The organism is Sphingomonas sp. NBWT7 (assembly GCF_014217605.1).
Classification (GTDB): domain Bacteria; phylum Pseudomonadota; class Alphaproteobacteria; order Sphingomonadales; family Sphingomonadaceae; genus Sphingomonas.
In genome coordinates this window covers 1,852,764-1,871,886 of the sequence record NZ_CP043639.1, presented here as the reverse complement: position 1 = coordinate 1,871,886, position 19,123 = coordinate 1,852,764, and the positions used below count along the sequence as shown (strand labels likewise).

16 protein-coding genes are annotated in these 19,123 nt (G+C 70.7%); 5 read left to right on the top strand and 11 right to left on the bottom strand.

Annotated elements, in window-relative coordinates; translation table 11 throughout:
* Positions 1-27 precede the first annotated feature (27 nt).
* Entirely contained in the window at positions 28-1,158 is a 1,131-nt protein-coding gene (locus tag F1C10_RS09290; RefSeq protein ID WP_185205632.1) for a GNAT family N-acetyltransferase, read from the top strand.
* Positions 1,155-2,048, top strand: a complete 894-nt coding sequence (locus F1C10_RS09285) for a cupin-like domain-containing protein (protein WP_185205630.1) — start codon at positions 1,155-1,157, stop codon at positions 2,046-2,048. Before F1C10_RS09290 ends, F1C10_RS09285 begins: the two co-directional genes overlap by 4 nt.
* Here the strand turns inward: F1C10_RS09285 and F1C10_RS09280 are convergent.
* Genes F1C10_RS09280 through F1C10_RS09245 form a run of 8 tightly spaced genes read right to left on the bottom strand, consistent with a single transcriptional unit; the run spans position 2,042 to position 12,239 of the window.
* Positions 2,042-3,274, bottom strand: a complete 1,233-nt coding sequence (locus tag F1C10_RS09280) for a glycosyltransferase family 4 protein (RefSeq protein ID WP_185205628.1) — start codon at positions 3,272-3,274, stop codon at positions 2,042-2,044. The two genes, F1C10_RS09285 and F1C10_RS09280, sit on opposite strands and share 7 nt — an antisense overlap.
* On the bottom strand, positions 3,271-4,584 hold the full coding sequence (locus F1C10_RS09275) for an O-antigen ligase (protein WP_185205626.1): 1,314 nt from the start codon (positions 4,582-4,584) through the stop codon (positions 3,271-3,273). The genes F1C10_RS09280 and F1C10_RS09275 overlap by 4 nt, the downstream gene beginning before the upstream one ends.
* The gene (locus F1C10_RS09270; RefSeq protein WP_185205624.1) at positions 4,562-6,952 is read right to left on the bottom strand and encodes a hypothetical protein; all 2,391 of its coding nucleotides are present in this window, start codon (positions 6,950-6,952) and stop codon (positions 4,562-4,564) included. Before F1C10_RS09270 ends, F1C10_RS09275 begins: the two co-directional genes overlap by 23 nt.
* 19 nt (positions 6,953-6,971) lie before the next feature.
* Positions 6,972-7,718: a polysaccharide biosynthesis/export family protein gene (locus tag F1C10_RS09265; RefSeq protein ID WP_185205623.1), complete on the bottom strand. Its 747-nt coding sequence runs from the start codon at positions 7,716-7,718 to the stop codon at positions 6,972-6,974.
* A 25-nt stretch (positions 7,719-7,743) separates the two neighbouring features.
* On the bottom strand, positions 7,744-8,880 hold the full coding sequence (locus F1C10_RS09260; protein WP_185205621.1) for a glycosyltransferase: 1,137 nt from the start codon (positions 8,878-8,880) through the stop codon (positions 7,744-7,746).
* A complete protein-coding gene (gene murJ / locus F1C10_RS09255; protein ID WP_185205620.1) occupies positions 8,880-10,514 on the bottom strand; it encodes a murein biosynthesis integral membrane protein MurJ in 1,635 nt (544 codons plus the stop codon). Before murJ ends, F1C10_RS09260 begins: the two co-directional genes overlap by 1 nt.
* A complete protein-coding gene (locus F1C10_RS09250; RefSeq protein ID WP_185205619.1) occupies positions 10,511-11,182 on the bottom strand; it encodes a GNAT family N-acetyltransferase in 672 nt (223 codons plus the stop codon). The genes murJ and F1C10_RS09250 overlap by 4 nt, the downstream gene beginning before the upstream one ends.
* Positions 11,175-12,239 carry a peptidoglycan bridge formation glycyltransferase FemA/FemB family protein gene (locus F1C10_RS09245; protein WP_185205617.1) on the bottom strand — a complete coding sequence of 355 codons (1,065 nt, stop codon included), beginning with the start codon at positions 12,237-12,239 and terminating at the stop codon, positions 11,175-11,177. The genes F1C10_RS09250 and F1C10_RS09245 overlap by 8 nt, the downstream gene beginning before the upstream one ends.
* Before the next feature lie 196 nt (positions 12,240-12,435).
* Here F1C10_RS09245 and F1C10_RS09240 point away from each other — a divergent pair, with 196 nt between their 5' ends.
* The 3 genes from F1C10_RS09240 to F1C10_RS09230 all read left to right on the top strand — a co-directional run bounded on the left by F1C10_RS09240 (position 12,436) and on the right by F1C10_RS09230 (position 15,335).
* Complete coding sequence (locus tag F1C10_RS09240; protein ID WP_185205615.1) at positions 12,436-13,326, top strand: GNAT family N-acetyltransferase; 891 nt, start codon at positions 12,436-12,438, stop codon at positions 13,324-13,326.
* Positions 13,323-14,519, top strand: a complete 1,197-nt coding sequence (locus F1C10_RS09235; protein WP_185205613.1) for a polysaccharide deacetylase family protein — start codon at positions 13,323-13,325, stop codon at positions 14,517-14,519. The genes F1C10_RS09240 and F1C10_RS09235 overlap by 4 nt, the downstream gene beginning before the upstream one ends.
* A 90-nt stretch (positions 14,520-14,609) precedes the next feature.
* Positions 14,610-15,335 carry a sugar transferase gene (locus F1C10_RS09230; RefSeq protein ID WP_185205611.1) on the top strand — a complete coding sequence of 242 codons (726 nt, stop codon included), beginning with the start codon at positions 14,610-14,612 and terminating at the stop codon, positions 15,333-15,335.
* A gap of 9 nt (positions 15,336-15,344) precedes the next feature.
* On the opposite strand, the gene F1C10_RS09225 is transcribed toward F1C10_RS09230, so the two are convergent.
* The 3 genes from F1C10_RS09225 to F1C10_RS09215 form a co-directional block, all read right to left on the bottom strand.
* Positions 15,345-16,061: a heparin lyase I family protein gene (locus F1C10_RS09225; protein WP_185205609.1), complete on the bottom strand. Its 717-nt coding sequence runs from the start codon at positions 16,059-16,061 to the stop codon at positions 15,345-15,347.
* Complete coding sequence (locus F1C10_RS09220; RefSeq protein ID WP_185205607.1) at positions 16,058-17,185, bottom strand: glycosyltransferase; 1,128 nt, start codon at positions 17,183-17,185, stop codon at positions 16,058-16,060. The genes F1C10_RS09225 and F1C10_RS09220 overlap by 4 nt, the downstream gene beginning before the upstream one ends.
* A 118-nt stretch (positions 17,186-17,303) precedes the next feature.
* Entirely contained in the window at positions 17,304-19,049 is a 1,746-nt protein-coding gene (locus tag F1C10_RS09215) for an amidohydrolase family protein (RefSeq protein ID WP_185205605.1), read from the bottom strand.
* Positions 19,050-19,123 lie beyond the last annotated feature (74 nt).

Sequence of the window (19,123 nt, the reverse complement as noted above, 5' to 3'; positions counted from 1 at the left end):
CAGCACTTGCGCGCTACGCGCGGCGGGATGAGCAGGCAGGATGGAATGGCGGACGGGCGCGCGGCGATCGTCGCGCTGCCGGTGGACGATGCGACGCTGGCCGCGTGGCACGTGCTGGCGCAAGATGCGGGGGCGGCGAATCCGTTCTACGCCCCCGCCGGCGTCGCGGCGGGGCAGCTGCTGCCCGAGAGCGGGCGGGTACGGTTGCTGTTCGTTTGGCAGGGTGCGCGGCTGATCGGCGCGCTGCCGCTGCGGACCAAGACGGCGCGCGGCGTCGCGCTGTTCGTCGAGAACTGGGATCAGCGGCTGCGCGCGCTGGGAGAGCCGCTGGTGCTGCCGGGGCACGAGGCGGCGTTCTGGCAGGCCGCGCTGCCGGCGCTGGCGCGCGCGCCGGGGCAGTGGCTGCGGCTGTCGGCGCTCGATCGCGACAGCGCGTCGACGCGGGAGCTGCTGGCGGTGCTCGGCGCGCGCGGGCGGCCGGTCTACGAGACGCGCCGCTACGCCCGCGCGGTGCTGCACGCCGGGCTTTCGAGCGCCGAACATGCGGCGCAGCACGTGCGCGGCAAGGTGCTGAAGGAGCACCGCCGGCTGCGCGCCCGGCTCGCCGACCGCGGCACCCTGCGCTTCGAGCGGCTGGCGGCGGGGGAGGATGTGGGGCCGTGGGTCGACGCGCTGTTCGCGCTCGAGCAGACCGGGTGGAAGGGGCGCGAGGGGGTGGCGGCGGCGGCCGATCCGGCGACCGAGGCATGTTTCCGCGCGATGATCGCCGCGGCGCACGCGGCGGGTGAGCTGGACTTCCATCGCATGACGGTGGGCGGGCAGCCGATCGCGATGCTTGCGAACCTCGAGCGCGGTGACGAGGCCTTCCAGCTCAAGATCGCCTATGACGAGGAATGGGCAAGCTTCTCGCCCGGGGTGCTGATCGAGATGGAGTATCTTGCCTATGCGCTCGACGTACGCCGTCTCTTACGCGTCGACAGTTGCGCGCGTGCGGGCCATCCGATGATCGACCGCATCTGGCCCGATCGGCGCACGATCGTGTCGCTGATCGTGCCGCACCCGACGCTACGCTCGCGGCTGCTGTGCAGCGCGCAGGCGATGTGGCGCGCGCGGCGGCAACGCGCGCTTAACCGCGATATGATAGAGACGGCAGCATGACGACGCACGCCTGCTTCACCGCCGATGGCCTCGACCGCTTCGCCGCCGCCTATCCGGGTGCGTCGGCGCCGGTGCGGCACCAGCTGCACGATCACCCGCTGTTTCAGCGCGAGGCGCTGGCGGCGCTCGCCGAGCGGCTACCGGCGAGCCATGTCGAGCATAACCTCGGCAATCTGAAGGTCGACCAGCAACCCGATGCGATCGCGCAGGCGGCGATGTCACCCGGCGACATCGTGCGGACGATCGCCGACAACGGCTGCTGGATGGTGCTGAAGAAGGTCGACGTCGATCCCGCCTATGCGGCGCTGATCGACGCCTGCCTGACCGAGATCGCCCCGATCACGGCGGCGGCGACGGGCGAATACCGACGGCGCGAGGCGTTCATCTTCCTCTCGGCGCCCAATTCGGTGACGCCGTTCCACATGGATCCCGAGCACAACATCCTGCTGCAGATCGGCGGGCGCAAGAGGATGCGCGTCTATCCCGCGGGCGACCTGTCGATCGTGCCGCAGACGGTGCACGAGGCGTTCCACCGTGGCGGTGCGCACCGCAACATGCGGCACGACCCGGCGTTCGACGCCAAGGCGACCGACTATCCGATGGGTGCGGGCGAGGCGGTGTACGTGCCGGTCAAGGCGCCGCACTGGGTGCAGAACGGCGCCGAGCCGTCGATCTCGTTCAGCATCACCTGGCGATCGCGGATGAGCGACGGCGAGGCGCGGCTGCACCGCGTCAACCAGCGGATGCGCGGGATCGGCATCGTACCGGGTGCGCCGGGCAGCGCTCCGGCGCTCGACGCGGCGAAGGTGGCGGGGCACCGGCTGTACAAGAGCGCGGTCGGCGCGGCGAAGCGCGTGATTGGCAAGGAGCACGACCGCTCCGCCTATTGAGCGGCAGGCGTCGTTTCCGGAAAGAACAAGGCGAGCTGGCGGCGCGCGTTGACCGCGAGATCGAACTCGTTCGCGACATGCGCGCGGCCGCGGCGTGCCATGTCGAGCGCGGCGGCGGGATCGGCGTGGACGCGCAGCAGCGCGGCGGCGAGCGCGCCGGCGTCGCCCGGCGGCACGAGCAGCCCGGTATCGCCGTCGCGGATCAATTCGGGGATACCCGAGATCGCGGTGGTGATCGCCGGACGCTGATAGGCGAGTGCCTCGATCATCACGTTGGGAATGCCTTCCTGCCGGCCGTTGGGGCCGATCACGCTCGGTGCGACGCACACGCTGGCGGTGGCATAGGCCTCCGCCACCGCCTCGAACGGCTGCATGCCCGCGAAACGGACGCGATCCCCCAGGCCGAGCGCGGCGGCGCGGGCGCGCAGCGCGTCCGCGTCTGGCCCGTGGCCGATCAGCGTGCAGCGCCAGTCGCCGAGGCGGTTTCCCGCGATGACGAGGGCGTCAAGCAGATGACCGACGCCTTTCTTGGGCTCGAGCGCGCCGACGTAGAGGATGTGGAACGGCGTGGTCGACGGCGGCGTCTCGACCGGACTGATCCGCGCGACGTCGACCGACGAGTGAATGACTTGAATGTCGCGCGCCGCCATGCCCGGCACCGTCCGCTGCAGAAAGGCGCGGCCGAAATCGCTGACGGTGCGCACGGCCTGCGCCTCGCCGAGCTTATCGCCAAGCAGCGCCTGCGTGCGGAACAGATCGTGCGCGCGGCAACTGACCGAATAGGGTGCCCCGCCCGCGCGGTGCCCGAGCCACGCCGCGGTTGCGGGGTGGCCGGCGAATTCGGCGTGGACGTGCGTCGCGCCCCAGGTACGCGCATCGTCGGCAATGGCGAGCGCCTTGGGAACGAGCGCGATCGACTTGGCGGCGATCTTCGGGTGCGCGCGATAGGCCCACAGCATGCGCGCGATGCCGCCGATCACCGCACGCGGGCGGCGAGCGAGTGCGCGCAGCAGCGCGGCGGGCTGCCAGAAGCCGAGATCGACCGCGCGCGCGGCGAGCGGCCGGGCGAAGCCGTGCAGCGTCTGCTGCGCGCGGTACGGCGCGACATGGTACAGGCGCAGCTCGACGCCCGCCTCGAGAAAGGTGACCAGATCGCGGTAGATGAACGTCTCGGTCGACTTCGGGAATTCGGTGACGATGACCGCGAGTTTCGGGGCGGGGTTCACGAGATACGCTCCTGCGCGCGCGCCAGCCGGCCGCACTGGATGGCGATCGCCACCAGCAGCCACAGGTAGCGCAGATCCTTGTGCGGCATGAAGAAGCACGCGACCATCAGCCCGGCGAGCGCGACGCCGACCGCCATGCCGATGCGTGCGAGCTGTGGCGACGCCGACTGCGCCGCCCGCCACGCGGAGAGGAGCGCGAAGCCGAGCGCGGCGGCAAACAGGAAAAAGCCGACGATGCCATATTCGGTCGCCGCATCGAGATAGGTGTTATGGAGTTCGCGCGGGTAAACCTCGCGCCCCGGCATCCAGCGATAGGCGTCGGTCACGTAGTAGAGCGGGAAATTGCCCGGGCCGACGCCCCAGATCGGCGACTGGCCGATGAGGTCCGCACCGATGCGCAGATAGGTGATGCGGCGATAGAGCGTCGGATCGAGGCCGAAGTCGCCGATCGCGGTGAAGCGGGCAACCAGCGTCGGCGGAAGGAACGGGAGCGCGCCGATCGCGGCGACGATGCCTGCGAGGACGAGCAGCGGGAAATAGGGCTTGTGGCGGAACGACAGGCCGATGAGGCCGAGCCCGGCGGCATAGCCGATGATCGCCGAGCGCGCCGAGGCGAGCACGAGCGCGAACGTGCCGAGCGCCATCACGCTGGCGAGCACGATGCGCCACAGCCGCTTGCCGGAGAATAGCCAGCCGCTGGCGAGCAGCAGTGAGACGAGCAGCATCTGCGCCGCGGTGGTCGGGTTCTGATCCGAGCCGCCGGCCGAGCGCGCGACGCCTGCGAACCCAGCGGTGGTGGCGGCGATCGAGGTGGAAACGATACGCGTGCCGGTGCGCCATTCGGCGACGACGATCGCGGCGGAGACGGTGCCCGCCGCGATGATTGCCCATAGCAGCCAGCGCAGCCGCACGGGCGTATCGACGATTACCAAGACGCAGAAGGCCGGAAGCAACGCGATGGCGAGCTTCTGCAGATAATCGAGCCCGGCATCGGCGTGGCGTGACATTGTCCAGCTGAACACTGCCCAGCAGAACATCGCCGCGATCAGACGCGCGCCGGTGTGGTTGCCGCTGGTTGCCGATGCGGCGGGCGGGGGGGAGAGCAGCAGCAGCGCGGTGCTGCCGAGCAGTGCGGCGAGGATCAGCTCAGTCGTCCCGATCGGCAGACCGGCAGAGATGCGATTGGCAACCGCGTCGAGCTGGGTCAGGACGGCGTAGGCGAGCAGCGGCACCATCGCCACCGCGCGCATCGTCGCGGCGGTGGCGGGGGGTACCGCGAGCGGCGCCTCAGCGATCGAGCGGGATGACATGCGCGGGGTGCGGCACGCGGAGGCCGAGCGATTCGCGCCAGTCCTGCGGATCGCCGGCACGCGTCGCGAGCACCAGATGCGCGTCCGCCGGCATGCGCGCGAGCGTATCGGCGACGGTGCCGGCGTCGAGCTTGCCGAGATAGACGAAGGGCTTGCCGGGACGATCCCAGCGGCAGCCTGGCTGGCGCCCATCGACCACGGCGAGCGCGACATCGTCGCGGCCGAGCGCGGCGTGGAGGAATTGCGCGAGCTGCCGCGCGTCCTCCTCATGCCCGATCGATCCGACGAACAGGCCGCGATCGTCAGGCGCGAGCTGTTCGAACATCCACACACCGAGTCGCGGATGGATCCGCGCGATCTCGTCCGCCGCATAGGCCGTGCCGTCTACGGGGCGCGGCAGCGTGCCGGGGAAGCGCCGATCGATGACTGGCGCGACGGCAGGCTCGGGCTCGTCAGGCACGGGAGCGGCGGTCGCGACCGCGGCGAAGGGTTCCGCTGCGACTGGTTCTGACGCGGGCGTAACGTGTGCCTCGACGGTCGGGCTCGCATCGACCGGTGCAGCGATAGGCGACGTTTCGGACGCGGCAGACACGGCGGACGCGTCCTGCGTTGCGGGTTCCGGCTCTGCCGGCAGATCCGCTGTGTCGGTTGCGGCCGAGGCTGGCTCATCCGTTGAATCGGATTGGGGGATAAGTTCGGGTTCGTCGATCGGGTCGCTTGGCGCAAAGGATGCAGCCTCGGGGCGCGCGGCGACGGTTATCGGCCACGTGCCGATATCGGCGTGAGGCGGCGCGACGTCGCGGGCGAGCGCGGCGTTGCCGGCGCGCGCGAGTTCCTCGTAGCGCAACGCGACGTTGCAAGCCTCGCGCGGTCGGCGCAGCGCCGGCGTCTCGACGATCGGACGCGGGGACTCGCGACGGATCGTGTGCACGGCGGCGATCGGGCGTGCCTCGACAGGCGATGCGATCGGCGCTGTTTCCGTTACCGGTGCTTCGGTTTCCGGCGGGGGCGCTGGCGTGGCAGGCGACGCGATGTCGTGTGGCTGCGCCTGGTCTTGACCGGGCGCGGGCGAAGGCGCTGCGTGCGGGGTATCGACCGTGACCGCGGGTTCGGGGGCATCGCGCAAATCGTCCTCGGCGCGCGCCTTTGGCTTGGCGGGGCCGAGCAGAAGCAGCGCGCAGGCGGCGAGGGCACAGCCGCCGATGAAGCCGAGGATGGTGTTGAAGAAGATCTTCGGGCTCGACCGCGTCAGTGGGGGAGTCGCGCGCTCGATCAGCTGAATGCGCGGCGCGTTGGCGAGGTTCTCGGTCTGGCTGAAGCTGACGCGTTCGGTGAGCGCATTGACCTCCTGCTGGAGCAGCGCGGCGCGATCGTCGAGCGTCTTGACGCGATCCTCGCTGCCGCCGAGCCCGGCGATCTGGCGATCGATCTGGCCGATCCGCGCGGCGCGGATCGCGACGCTGCGTTCGAGGCCGGCGGCGCGCGGCGCCTCGATCGCGAGTGTCTGGTCAACGGTGTTCTGCGCGCCGGTGAGCTTGCCGCTCGACTGGCTGCGCAGCGCCGCGACCTGGCTCTTCGCCGAATCAAGCGCCGCGCGATCGGTGGTGAGCTGCGCCTGTTCGGTCAATCGCGCCTCGAGCAGCGCGGTCTTCTGCCGATCGAGATCGACCACGCCGATCGACGATTTGAGCCCGCGGCTCTGGCGCAGCACGGCGGCGAGTTCGGCGCGCTTAGCCGCGAGCCGCTGTTCGAGCGTGCCCGCAATCTCGCGCCCGGTGCTGCGCGAGGCGACTTCGGCGCGCGCGATGATCGCGTCGGCGAGTGCGTTGGCGAACCAGGCGGCGGACTTGGCGTCTTCCCACTCGACCGCGAGCCGCAGGAGATAGGTGCCCTCGACGGTTTCGATCTTGGTGTTTTCGGTCAGCTCCTCGATCATCTCGTCACGCAACGGGACGACGGGCGCCTCGCCGTAATTGAGGATCGCGAGGACGCGGCCGGGCGAGAAGCCGGGCGCGCCGGTGTTGGCGGCGAGCCACGCGCGCGGGCTGATGCCTTGCGCCGCCGCGGCCTCGGCGATGTAGCGATCGACGATCGGCGCGACGACGGGGCGGGTATGCGCATATTCGGCATAGGTGCCGAGCAGCACGCTGCCGCCGTCGAACGTCGACCCGCGCACGAAGCGGCTGGCGTAGCCGAGCTCCTCCGCCGTGGGCACGATGTTGAGCCGCGCCGCCGCCTCGAACTTCGGCTTGGTCGCAAGATAGAAGACGCTGACCGCCCAGGCGCCGAGCGTGCCGAGCGCGATGAGCGCGAGGACGAGGCGCCAGCGCGACAGGACGATGCGCAGATAGACGAGGCCGATGGCCATCAGCGATGCTCCCCGCAGGTCACGGCTGGATCAGCGTGACGGCGGATCCGATGTTGAACCCGTTGAAGCCGATGATCTGGCGGATCTGGCGCGAGCGATCGGCGTCGCGCGCGAGGCCCGTCGGCGGCACGATCAGGATCGTGTAGGGCGGCAGGACATCGATCGCGCGCGTGCTGCCGTGAAGCGTGGCGGAGAGATCGAGCATCCGCGCCTCGAGCCGATCGCCGACCGGGGTGAGCATCACGACGCGCGTCAGATCGGCATCGCGATTGCCGCCGCCGGCGCGGGCCAGCCCCTCGAACGGCGTCGTGCCGTCGCGGTACGGGAAGTTGCCCGGCTTCACGACCTCGCCGAGCACGAAGATCTCGGGCGGGGGCGGCGGGCGGTTGTATTCGAGTAGCGCAACCGACACGTCGGGGCGGGCAAGCTTGGCCCGGTACAGCGACTGGAGGCGCGCCTGCAGCGCGGCGGTGCTGAGCCCGCGGATCGACAGCGGCGCGAGCAGCGGCGGGCTGATCGCGCCCGACAGCTGAACGCGCTGATCGGTGTTGAGCTGCGGCGTATAGGGGAAGGTCAGGCGAACGAGATCGCCGGGATGGAAATCGCCGTCCTGGTTCAGTCGATCCTCGACCATGCGGCTCGCCTCGCGCGCGAGATCGATCGAGCCGGCGGTGATCGGCACTTCGGGCGCGGGGGCGTAGCGCACCGGGCCGGCGCAGGCCGCGAGGGGGATCGCGATCAGGAAAGAACGGAAGATTGGACGCATCGGACCTCTCGCAGGGAGGATGGCGCTATGGCGCAGGGGCCGTAACTTTAGCGTTAAGCCGGTGTTGACCGCGCGCGGCGCTGTCGGGCGTCGAGGCCAGGACGCAGTCGAGCAGCGCGGTGAACTCCGCCACCGAGGCCGCGACGGTGTAGCGTGCGGCGGTGTCGCGCGCGGCGGCGCGGACCGACAGCCGACGCGCGGGATCGGCGAGCAGCACGGCGATCGCCTCGGCAAGCGCGGGCGCGTCGTTGGGCGCGACGAGGAAGCCGTTCGTGGCGTCATCGATGAACGTTTCGGGGCCGCCGGCGCGGGCGGCGAGGACGGGCGTGCCGACCGCCATCGCCTCGATCAGCGCGTTGCCGAAGCCCTCGCGGCGTGATGACGAGACCATGAGATTGGCGTCGGCGAGCAGCGGCGCGAGACGCGCGGCGTGGCCGGCGAGCGTCACGCGGTCGCCGAGGTGTAGATCTTCGATCTGGGCCTGAAGCGTCGTACGCAGCGGGCCGTCGCCGTGGATCGCGAGCGTGAATGATTGACCGTGGGCGGCGAGCAGCGCGGCGGCATCGATCAGCGTGTCGAACCCCTTGGCCGGTACGAGGCGGCCGGCGGCGACGAGGTGTGTGCCGTGAGCAGGTTTGTCGCCGAGTGGCGGCGGAGCGGTGCGCAGGACGGGGTTGCGAATTAGCGCGACCGGTGCGCCGCGCACGGCGGACCCGATCGCGGCGGTCGGCACCGCGACGGCGGCGGCACGGCGGGTGAGCAGACGCGTCGCGGCGCGGCGCAGCCACGGCCATTTCGATTCGCGGCGAAACGCGTCGGGCGGCGTGTGCTCAGAGGTGATGCGCGCCACCCGCGTCGGCGCAGCGAGCAGCGCGAGATTCATCGCCGACGTCGCGGAATAGGCGACGTCGATACGGTGCGCGGCGAGCGCGCGCGCGATGCGCACCGGGCGACGCAACGCGCGGCCGCCGCCGATCGCGGCGACGGTGACGTGCGGCGGCACGTGGGGCAGCAGATCACCGTCGATTCGGCCGAGCAGCAACACCGGCTGCCAACGCGCGGGATCGAGCGCCTCGATCCAGTGAAGCACGACACGCTCCGCCCCGCCGGTGCGGAAATGCGGTAGCAGGAACGCGATGCGCCGTGGCGTGACGGGCGCCATCATGCGCGGCGCGCGCGGCGGCGGGCGAGCAGCTTGGCCGCGACATCGCGCAGTGCCGCCATCTCCGGCACGCGCAGCAGCGCGGCGGCGGCGGCGTAGACGACGACGATCAACGCACCGAGCGCGGCGAGCAGCGCGAGTTCGCCGAACAGCTTGGGCGTGTCGGGGACGAGGCGCAGCAGCAAAGCGCCCGCGCCGGTCGCGATCAGCGCGCAGGCGGCGGTCTGCGCGAAGTCGATCAGCTGCGCGCGATGCGTGAAATGGTGGAAGCGGCGCACGGCGACGATCTGGGCCACGGCGCAGGTGAGGGCAGTCGCGATCGCCGCGCCCCAGGCGATGCCCGGCGCCCCCCAGATCGGGGCGGCGACCGCGAGGACGGCGACGCGCAGAATTGTGCCGACGATCGCGATCACGGTCAGATCGCGCAGCGCGGGGGCGTGCGGATCGGCGTAGATCGAGGTGGTGATCGCGCTCATCGGCGCGAGGAAGATCGCCGCGGCGGCATAGCCGGCGGTGCAGGCAGCGGCGGTGGCGATCGCCTGCGGCCCGAAGGCACCGTGGCCGAACAGCGCGCTGACCATCAGCGGCGCGCCGAGCATCATGCCGACCGACACGGGCATCTGCGCAAATACGCCGATCCGCTGGAAGCGCTGGATCCCGGCGGCGGCGGCGGCGCGATCGGATTGCTGGACGGCGCGGATCAGCTCGGGCGTCAGCACCGTCGCGAGGCTCGACATGACGAGGCCGGGGACCAGCGACACGAGCCGCGAGCCATATTCGAGCGAGGCGACATTGCCCTCGCCGCCGATCGTCGCGAAGGCAAAATCGAGCAGCGCGCTGGCTTGGAAATAGACGTTGATGACAATCGCGGCGGCCATGCCGCCGCCCTTCGTTTGGGGCGAGGCGACGGTCGGCTGGCGATCGGCAGGGCGTCGCGTCGGGCGGACGATCGACCGCGCGCCGGCGAGCAGGATCAGGAAGCCGACGACGCCGGCAGCGAGCATCGTCCAAGCGCCAGCGACGATGCCGAGCGGTGGCACGAACAGCGCGAGGACGAGGACGAGCAGCGCGCGCTGAACAAGGTTGGTACCCTCGCTGAGGAGATAGCGGCGGCGGGCCTGGAGCACCGCGGCGAGCAGCGAGGCGACGACGGCGAGCGGAAGCAGCGGGAGCATGATGCGCATCATGCCGGCGGTGAGCGCCTGCTGTTCGCCGCGGAAACCGGGGGCGAAGAGTTGCGCCCATAGCGTCGGCGCGAACAGGCCGGCGAGCATCACCAGCGTGAAGCAGGCGAGAAACCAACCCATGCGGCGCGGCAGGTGATGGATCGACGGCGCCTCGCCGCGGTCGACGGCGGCGAGCACGGGGGGCAGCACGATCTGGCCGACGAGCTTGCGAATCGTATCGGCGAAGCCGACCGTCGTGCGGCGCGCGAGAAAGAAAGCGTCGAGCTGCCCCGACGCGCCGAAGCGGTTGGCGAGCAGCACCGAGACGAGGAACGAGAGGCCGAAATCGAGCCCGCGGACGAGCATCACGATCCCGGTCGAGCGCAGGAGGTTGCGCCCGCCGGCGGCGCGCGGCGGCGCCGTGCCGGCGACGGTGGCGGCGCCGTCGGGCGTCGTGCTGCCGCTCACGCCTTGCGACGCCCGCGGCGCGGATCGTAGAGGCCGAGCGTGCCGTCATAGCGCGACACGCGTGTCCAGCAGCGGTGCAGCACGACATAGTGGCGCACCAGCGTGCCGCTTTCGCGATAGCCGAAGCGCTCGAGCACGCGGTACGAGGCGCGATTGGCGCGATCGACGACGCCGTACATGCGCCTGATGCCGCGATCGCGCAGCGAGGCGACGACCCAGCGAACGAAGGGTAGCGCAGTGCCGCGCGGCCGTTCCGCGGGATCGAGCAGCCAGCTGAAATGATAGGCCTCGCCGGGCGCGACGGCATAGTGTTCGCGCGTGCGCGGATCGTGATGGTCGCTGAGCGCGATCCACGCGCAGCCGACCGCAACGCGATCGCGCAGCACGAAGAAGCCGAGCAAGCCCGCCTTCAGCATCGCCGCGAAATCGGCGTGGCGGTGCCGCATCCATGGGCAGAGCGGCGGGACGGGATCGTTGCCGGAGACGGCGAGCAGCGCGACGCCGGGATCGACGCGGATCTCGCCGAGCCGCACGTCGCGACTGTCCACTTCGAGCACGACGCTCGCACTCGATCGGAACACGTGATCGGCGAATGCCTTGCGCAGCACCGCGCCGATGCCTTCGCCGCGCAGGCGCTGACGCAGCCGGGCCAACCTGCCGTCAGCCATGCGCCTCGCCCCGCCGTTTGCGCAGCGCGCGATAGGCGCGCCGGGCACCGAGCAGCATGGTGTGACGCAGCGGGGCGAGCGCGGCCATCTGCATCGGCGGCATCTGGCGGCGGTGCGGCGCGAAGGCGGTCTTGAACTGCAGCCGGCCCGCCTCGCCGGGATCGGCGGGCGCGCCATCGGGCATCCCGGCGAGATCATAGCCGACGCAGCCGAGATCGCGCGCCGCACGCATCCCCGCCCACAGCAGCGGATAGCCGGGCGACGCGCCGTCGCGGTCGACTGTGGCGAGCGACAGCCAGATCGCCTCGTCCGCCTGCCGGACGAAGGCGTGCGCGCCGATCGGTGCGCCATCGCGCTCCGCCAGCAGCATCGCCCCGCCTAGCGCCGCGACCAGCGCGGACTGGGCGCGCGCGTCGGCCTGGCCCGAGCGATCATAGTCGGGCCGGCTGGCGTGAAAGGCGTCGAGCAGACGCTGATAAGCGACCAGGTCGTCAGGGCCGTCGACGGGGCGGACGACGATGCCCGCCTTGTCGGCGCTGCGCAGCGCGCGGCGGGCACGCTGCTTGAACCCGGCGAGGATTTCCTGCTCCGGCTTGTCGAGCCAGACGATGCCGGTGACGTAGTGGAGCGCCTGATCGGCGGGGGGTAGCGGGGCGAAGCCGGTCGCGCGCATCGCCTCGGCCATGTGCGGCAGCACGCGGCCGCGCACGCGCGGGCCGATCTGCACCGAACAGCATCCTGCAGCGCGTAGCGCGCACCTGAGCTCGGCGAGGACTGGCGCGAGGTGTGCAGGATCGTGGACGATCGGCCCGCGCTGGATCGTCGCGAGCCACGCACCGAGCGCGAGTCGTGTCGTGCGAATCACACACGCGCCGACCAACGCGTCGCCGTCATACGCGGCGAAATAGCGCCATTCGCGCCGGGGGTGCCGCGGCGCGGCGAGCGGCCAGGCGCGCGACTGCTGATAGGCGGCGAAGGGGCTGTCGCGCAGAAACGCATCGACACGCATCGCCTCCGCGCCGTCGAGCAGCGTCACCAGGGTCGATCGGATCGTCATGACGGCGGCGTTGTTCCCCGATAGAAGCGTTCACCAATTCTTGGGACGCCCGCGATAGAGGGCATCTAACTAGCAGCGATTGCGGAGTGGTTAAGTGCTGGCGGCACGCGGGGGCGAGCCCTTTCATCTCGGAAATGGTTGGTTTTCGTGCTGGTCGGACGCGTTCGGACCGGTCACCTATCGCCACGACCTGCCGATGATCGCCGAGCGCGAGCCGATCGGACCGTTCGGCTTCGCCGGGCTGCGCGGCGCGACCAACCCGCACAGCGCGCATTATGACGCGCCTCCCGGCATCGCGATCGCCGAAGATCTGGCGGAGCGGCTGCTGGCGGAGAGCGGGGCGGCGAGCGTGCGCTTCGATTATCTGCGCGACGATGCCGTGCTGCTTACCGCGGCGGCGCGCTGGTCGCGCGCACGGATCGCGCCGCACGCCGTGTCGCCGGTGGTCGATTGCCGTGTCGGCTACGACGCATGGTTCGCCGCGCGCAGCAAGCGCATCCGCCAGCGGCTGCGCCGCGACGGGCGCGAGGCGCTGTGTGACCACCGCATGCGGCGCGAGTTCCGCACCGACGATCCCGTGCCGTCTGGGTTGTTCGACGCGATGCTGGCGGTAGAGCGATCGGGCTGGAAGGGGCGCGGCGGGACGGCGATCGCCGACAATCCCGCCGAACGATCGTTCTACACCGCGCTGGTCCAGCGCGCCGCCGCGGCGGGGGTGCTGCGGATCGCGCTGCTGTGGGATGGCGAGCGGCTGGCGGCGTTCGAGTTCGGCGTGGTCGGCGGGCGACGCTTGTTCCTGCTCAAGGTCGGCTATGACGAGCGCTACGCCGACCTGTCGGTCGGCTATGTGCTGGCGGCCGAGCATATCCGGCAGTGCTGCGACGATCCCGCGATCGACTGGTACGACAAGATGGGCAACGGCATGTCGCCGGCCGAGTACAAGCTGCGCTTCGCCGACCAGTGCGATACGCTGTATCGCGTCACCGTCTATGCCGCCGACTGGCGCGGATGGGTGCTCCATGCGCGCGATGGGCTGCGCGCGCGTGCCAAAAGGTGGCGCGATCGGCTTCGGGCGCGCAAGGCATGACGCGCAAGGCGGAACGGCGGCGGCGCGTCATACGCTGGGCGGCGAGCGTGGCGGCCGGCATCGCGCTCGCGGCGGCAGCGGTGATGCTACTGCCGGGCAGTGCAGGCGCGATCGGCGCGGTGGTTGCGGTACTGATCGGGCTCGCGGCCGGACATCGCGCGATGATCGCGCCGCCGGGCGTTGCGATCTTGACCTATCACTCGGTCAGCCCGGCGCCTGGCTGGCTGCCGTGGTCACGCGATATCGCGGTGCATCCCGACACGTTCGCGCGCCATCTCGACACGCTGCGGCGGATGGGCGCGACGGTGATGGCGACACGCGACTTGGTGGCGCGACGCGCGGCCGGAGAATCCCTGCCGAGACGTCCGGTGGTGCTGCACTTCGATGACGGCTACCTCGACAATTACCGCCACGCGCGGCCGCTGCTCGAGCGCTACGTGATGACCGCGACCTTCTTTCCATCTCTCGACTTCATCGCGCTGGAGGACACGATACGGTTCGACGGCGAGGAGGCGGGATACATGCGGTGGCGCGAGCTGCGCGATCTTCATGGTGCGGGGTTCGAGATCGAGCCGCACGGTGTCGACCATGCGCGCGTGCCGACATCCGACGCGGTGGTCGGCACGCTCGACGCCGGCAACTGGCGGCGCAACGCGTGGATGCAGTGGCGCGCGACACCAGGGCCGAAGCACGACTGGTTCCGGCTGGAGACGCCAGTGGCGGTGCCGTTGGGCAGCGCGATCCCGGCATCGGGGCTGGCGCTGGCCGAGCGCGCGTGGATCGACGGCGCGCGCGAGGCGCCTGCCGCGTTCGAAACGCGGATCGAACGCGATCTCGCGCGCTGCCGCGACGCCTTCGTCGGGCAGCTTGGAAGCCCTCCGCAAATCTTCTGCTGGCCGGAGAACAAGACCTGCGGCGAGGCACGGGCGATCGCGCGACAACTCGGCTATCGCGCGACGACGGGGGGCAAGGGGCGCAACGCCGCCGATGAGCCAGCCGACGTCCTGTCGCGGATCCACGTCGACGATCGCGCAATCGGCGTGCGCTGGCTGGCGGTCGAGGGTCTGTACCTGCGCGCCGCAGTACGGCTGATGCAGGGGAACCATTATTGGTATCTGGTGTTGGCGCCGATGCACATGACCAGGCGCATCGTTTTCGCACTACGCCGCCGTTTCGGCGACGATTTCGCCTGAGCGATGTTCCTTAACCATCTTTTCCCGCGCAATCACGACGCGAAACCGGCAGAGGCCGAGCGCCTTGCCGAGTTACGGGTCCAATTCCGCATGACCGACACCGCCCTGTCGCCGACGCTGCGCCCCGAACGGCGCAAGGACATGGCGCGCCGTGTGCGGTTCGAATGCGACATGCGCGGCGTGCCGCTGCATCTCGAGGTGCGGCGCGGGCTCTACGTGCGGCGGCTGAAGCCGGTGGTGGACGGGGTGCTGGCGCTGGGTGCGCTGATCGTCCTGTCGCCGGTGATGATCGCGGTGGCGATCGCGATCAAGCTGCACGACGGCGGGCCAATATTGTTCATCCAGAGCCGCACGGGATATCTCGGCCGCCGCTTCCGCCTGTACAAGTTTCGCACGATGGTGACCGATGCGGAGGCGCTGAAGGTGAAGCTGCGCGCGCACAACATCCACGGCGACGATTCGCCCGATTTCAAGCTGACCGACGATCCGCGCGTGACGCGCATCGGACGGCTGCTGCGCAAGACCAGCATCGACGAGCTGCCGAACCTGTGGAACGTCGTGCGCGGCGATATGGCGCTGGTGGGGCCGCGGCCGACGTCGTTCGATGCGACGACGTATCGCATGGGGCATCTGCCGCGGCTGGCGGTGAAGCCCGGGCTGACCGGGCTGTGGCAGGTATCGGGGCGCGCCAACATCGATTTCGACGAGCGCGCCGAGCTCGACGTGCGCTACATCCGATCGCTGTCGGCGAAGCAGGACCTGGGGCTGATCGTGAAGACGATCAGCGCGGTGAAGCGGGGCGACGGGGCGCACTGACGCCGCGTGTCAGCGGCGGATGGCAGCGGCGATGTTGTCGAACCACGCGCTGGCGGGGACCGAGTTCGAATTGGCGGTGATGCCGATCTGAATGCGATCGGCGCCGAGCCGCGGCAGCGCGTCAAGCGTCGCGCCCCGTGCGGCGAGCACCTCGCGTCCGTCGAGCAGAACCCGCGTCGCGCCGCGATCGTCGGGGGCGAGCAGTAGTTGCCAAGTGATGCGATGCCAGCGGTCCGGACGCAGCGTCGGCGCGTCGTCACGCGTCCAGGCGTGGCGGATGCCGATCTTCGATCGATCGACACGCAATCGGCCGCGCCGCAGATAGAGACGGATGCCGGGATTGCCACCCTCGCCGCAGGTCGCGCACTCGACGTCGACGAGCTGGAGCGAATCGAGCGGTGTCGTCGCCGGCGCGCGGAAATCGAAGGCGATCTCGAGCCGCGTGCCTGGTGGCATCAGCGCGACGCGTGCGACAAGATCGGCCTTGGCGACGGTGCTGCCGCGCTTCGGCCCGGCGGCGGCGAGCAGCGCGCGGCCGGCGCGATCAGGCGCGGCCGCGAGGCGGACACTGCCGTTGACCTGCTGCGCGAGCGCCCAGGGGCGGCGATCGAACCGCAGACCGCGCTCGAAATCGTCGCCGCCGCGCTCCACCGCCGGCCCGGTCGCGAGTGCGAGCGCGGCGGTGAGGAGGACCGGCGGGGCAAGGAGCAGGCGCGCGCGCGTCATGCCTGTTTCTGCGGCGTCCACTGCGCGTAGCGACGCCCGCCGACGAACAGCAATGTGCCGAGCGCGAGCCCGGCGAGGTGCAGCATCGCACCATAAACGAGCCGCAGCGGGCCGCGCAGCCGGACGCCTAATGCGCCGGCGATCGCGATCGCGGCGGCGCCGCTCAGCCCGGCAGCGACGAGCGCCCACCACGCCGATCCGTGAAGCCCGAGCCACAGCGCGATCAGCCACAGCGGCACGAGGCACAGCGGCGTGAGCCGACGGCCGACCTTGTGAAGGACGAGCGCGGGCGCGTACCAGCCGGTACGCCACGGGTTCATCAGCGCGCGGCGACGCCACAGCGCGGTGAGCCCGCGCACGGTGATGCGTACGCGGCGGCGGAACTGCTGACGCCCGCCGCCGATGCTGTGTTCCCAGACGCGCGCGTCGGCGGCGAAGGCGATGCGATAGCCCGCCGCGACCGCGGCGGTGCTGATGTGGAAATCGTCGGTGACGTCCGACGGGACGAGCGGCACGAGGGCGCGGCGGATCGCGTAAAGCCCGCCATCGGCGGAGACGCAGCCGAACAGCCGATCCTCCGCGGCGCGCAGCGCGGATTCATAGGCGCGGAACCAGCGATCGGCGCCTGCGAAGCGGCCGGTCTTGCCGATCGTCGCGACATGGCCGGCGACCGCGCCGACGTGCGGATCGGCGAAGGGGGCAAGGAGCGCCGGTAGCGTGCCTTCGTCGAACAACGGATCGGCGTCGGTCATCACAATCACGTCGCCGCGTGCGTGCGGGACGGCGCGGTTGAGCGCCGCCGCCTTGCCGCCGCGCGGCGCGCGAATGACGTGCGCGCCGGCGGCTTCGGCGATCTGCGCGGTATCGTCGGTCGAGCCGTCGTCGGCGACGATCACCTCGGCGAGCCCCGGCCAGGCGGCGAGCGCGGCGGTGATCGAGGCGAGCTTCGCGCCGATCGTCGCGGCCTCGTTGTGCGCGCCGATCAGGATCGTGATCGACGGCGGCGGCGCGGCGGGCGGGCGGGGGCGGGGCGGGCGCAGCGCGGCGGCGGCGAGGATCAGCGCGGGATAGCCCGCGAAGATCGCGGCCGGCAGCAGGAGCAGGATCCAGGCGGCGCTGTGCATGGTGCCTGCCTTATGCGGGCAACGTTAGGGGAAGGCTAACAGGACTAGCGCCGGATCGGCCCCGGAAGGTCGGCGCGGGCAGGGCGGCGTTTGGGAAGACGCCGCCCCATCGCCGTGATCAGGCGAGCGGTTGCGCGCCGCGCAGCAGGCGGCCGGGCGTGCGGCCGGTCCACTGGCCGCGCTCGAACGTCGGCACGCCCGACTTCACCGTCCAGCGATAGCCGCGCGGCTGCTGGAGCAGGCGCGTGCCGCCGGCGGGCAGATCCTGCACGATCTCGGGCGGAGCGAGCGCGAGATCGTCGAGCGCGATGACGTTGAGATCGGCGAGATAGCCCGGCGCCAGCACGCCGCGATCGTACCACCCGACATGCGCTGCATTCTTCTGCGTATAGCCGTGGACGAGCCGCTCGAGCGGTGTCGACAGCCCGGCCTTGTTGCCGCGCGACCAGAGCGCGACCGTGGTGGTCGGAAAGCTGCCGTCGCAGATCGTGCCGCAGTGCGCGCCGCCGTCCGACAGGCCGTAGAGCACGTGATCGCCCGTCATCATGCCGTGGACGTCGTCGAGGTTGCCGTTCGCGTAGTTGATCAGGGGCATGTAGAGCAGCCGACGCCCGCCTTCCTCCATCAGCGCGTCGTAGACATAGGCCGCGGGATCGACGCCGGCGCGCGCCGCCTCGGCAGCGATCGACTGGCTCTCGTGCGGTTCGTAATCGACCGGATCGGTCATCCGGAACATGCGCGAATAGCCGCGCGTGATCAGCGCGATGAACCCTTCGCTGGCGTGGAAGGCGGCGTGTTCGGCGAGGATTTCGGCGCGCACCTGGGGATCGGCGAGCGCGCGCAGGCGGTCGTCGACGCTCGCCGCCTGCGCCGCGATGCGGCGATAGGTGCCCGAAACGACGAACGGATTGGTGGTGGAGGCGAAGGAGAGGATCGCGCCGATCGGGCGCGGCGCGACCTGCGCGCTGACGGGCAGCCCGTCCGCCACCATCTGGTCGATCTCGCGGTAGATGCTCTTCCAGCGGTCGGGCGCGTCGTCGGTCTGCTGCACGGTGAAGGAGACGCGGCGGCCGCTGGTTTCGGCGAGGCGGCGGATCAGCTGGAGCTCGGCGGTGGCGAAGGCGTCGTCGGCGGTGAGATACGCGTCGGAGATGAGCTGGATCACGCCCTTGCCCGTCTGGCGCAGCGCGGCGGCGATGCCGAGCAGTTCGGGATCCTCCGCCGTCAGCGTGCCGATGTTTAGCCCGTCGCGGCTGCGGTGCGCGTGCGTGCGCGAGGTGGAGAAGCCGAGCGCGCCGGCCTCCATCGCTTCCGCCGTCAGCCGCGCCATGCGGTCGACCTCACCCGTCGTCGGGCGTTCCATATGGTCGCCGCCGCGATCGCCCATGACATAGGCGCGGAGCGCCGCGTGCGGCATGTGCGCGCCGAGATCGATGGCATATTCACGCTGGCCAAGCGCATCGAGATAGTCGGGGAAGCTTTCCCAATCCCACGTCAGCCCCTCGGCGAGCGCGGTGCCGGGAATGTCCTCGACGCCTTCGAGCAATTGGATCAGCCAATCGTGCTTGTCGGCACGTGCGGGCGCGAAGCCGACGCCGCAATTGCCCATTGCCGCCGAGGTGACGCCGTTGATCGACGAGGGGGCGAGCACGCTGTCCCACGATACCTGGCCGTCGTAGTGCGTATGGATATCGACGAAGCCGGGCGTGACGACGCAGCCGTCGGCGTCGATCGTCTCGCGCGCGGTGCCGGAGACCGCGCCGACCTCGACGATCTTGCCGTCCGCGACGCCGACGTCGCCGCGGAAGCGTGGCGCGCCGGTACCGTCGACGATGGTGCCGTTCTTGACGAGCAGGTCGTACATGGGGGCTCTCTCCTGTGTCTTTGGTTATCTAATCGTTCGCCCTCAGGAGGCGCTGAGCTTGTCGAAGCCTCGTC

Coding starts and splice junctions, on each gene's coding strand:
- F1C10_RS09290 (WP_185205632.1), top strand. CDS start 28: ATGAGCAGGCAGGATGGAATGGCGGACGGGCGCGCGGCGATCGTCGCG.
- F1C10_RS09285 (WP_185205630.1), top strand. CDS start 1,155: ATGACGACGCACGCCTGCTTCACCGCCGATGGCCTCGACCGCTTCGCC.
- F1C10_RS09275 (WP_185205626.1), bottom strand. CDS start 4,584: ATGTCATCCCGCTCGATCGCTGAGGCGCCGCTCGCGGTACCCCCCGCC.
- F1C10_RS09270 (WP_185205624.1), bottom strand. CDS start 6,952: ATGGCCATCGGCCTCGTCTATCTGCGCATCGTCCTGTCGCGCTGGCGC.
- F1C10_RS09265 (WP_185205623.1), bottom strand. CDS start 7,718: ATGCGTCCAATCTTCCGTTCTTTCCTGATCGCGATCCCCCTCGCGGCC.
- F1C10_RS09260 (WP_185205621.1), bottom strand. CDS start 8,880: ATGGCGCCCGTCACGCCACGGCGCATCGCGTTCCTGCTACCGCATTTC.
- F1C10_RS09250 (WP_185205619.1), bottom strand. CDS start 11,182: ATGGCTGACGGCAGGTTGGCCCGGCTGCGTCAGCGCCTGCGCGGCGAA.
- F1C10_RS09245 (WP_185205617.1), bottom strand. CDS start 12,239: ATGACGATCCGATCGACCCTGGTGACGCTGCTCGACGGCGCGGAGGCG.
- F1C10_RS09240 (WP_185205615.1), top strand. CDS start 12,436: ATGATCGCCGAGCGCGAGCCGATCGGACCGTTCGGCTTCGCCGGGCTG.
- F1C10_RS09235 (WP_185205613.1), top strand. CDS start 13,323: ATGACGCGCAAGGCGGAACGGCGGCGGCGCGTCATACGCTGGGCGGCG.
- F1C10_RS09230 (WP_185205611.1), top strand. CDS start 14,610: ATGACCGACACCGCCCTGTCGCCGACGCTGCGCCCCGAACGGCGCAAG.
- F1C10_RS09225 (WP_185205609.1), bottom strand. CDS start 16,061: ATGACGCGCGCGCGCCTGCTCCTTGCCCCGCCGGTCCTCCTCACCGCC.
- F1C10_RS09220 (WP_185205607.1), bottom strand. CDS start 17,185: ATGCACAGCGCCGCCTGGATCCTGCTCCTGCTGCCGGCCGCGATCTTC.
- F1C10_RS09215 (WP_185205605.1), bottom strand. CDS start 19,049: ATGTACGACCTGCTCGTCAAGAACGGCACCATCGTCGACGGTACCGGC.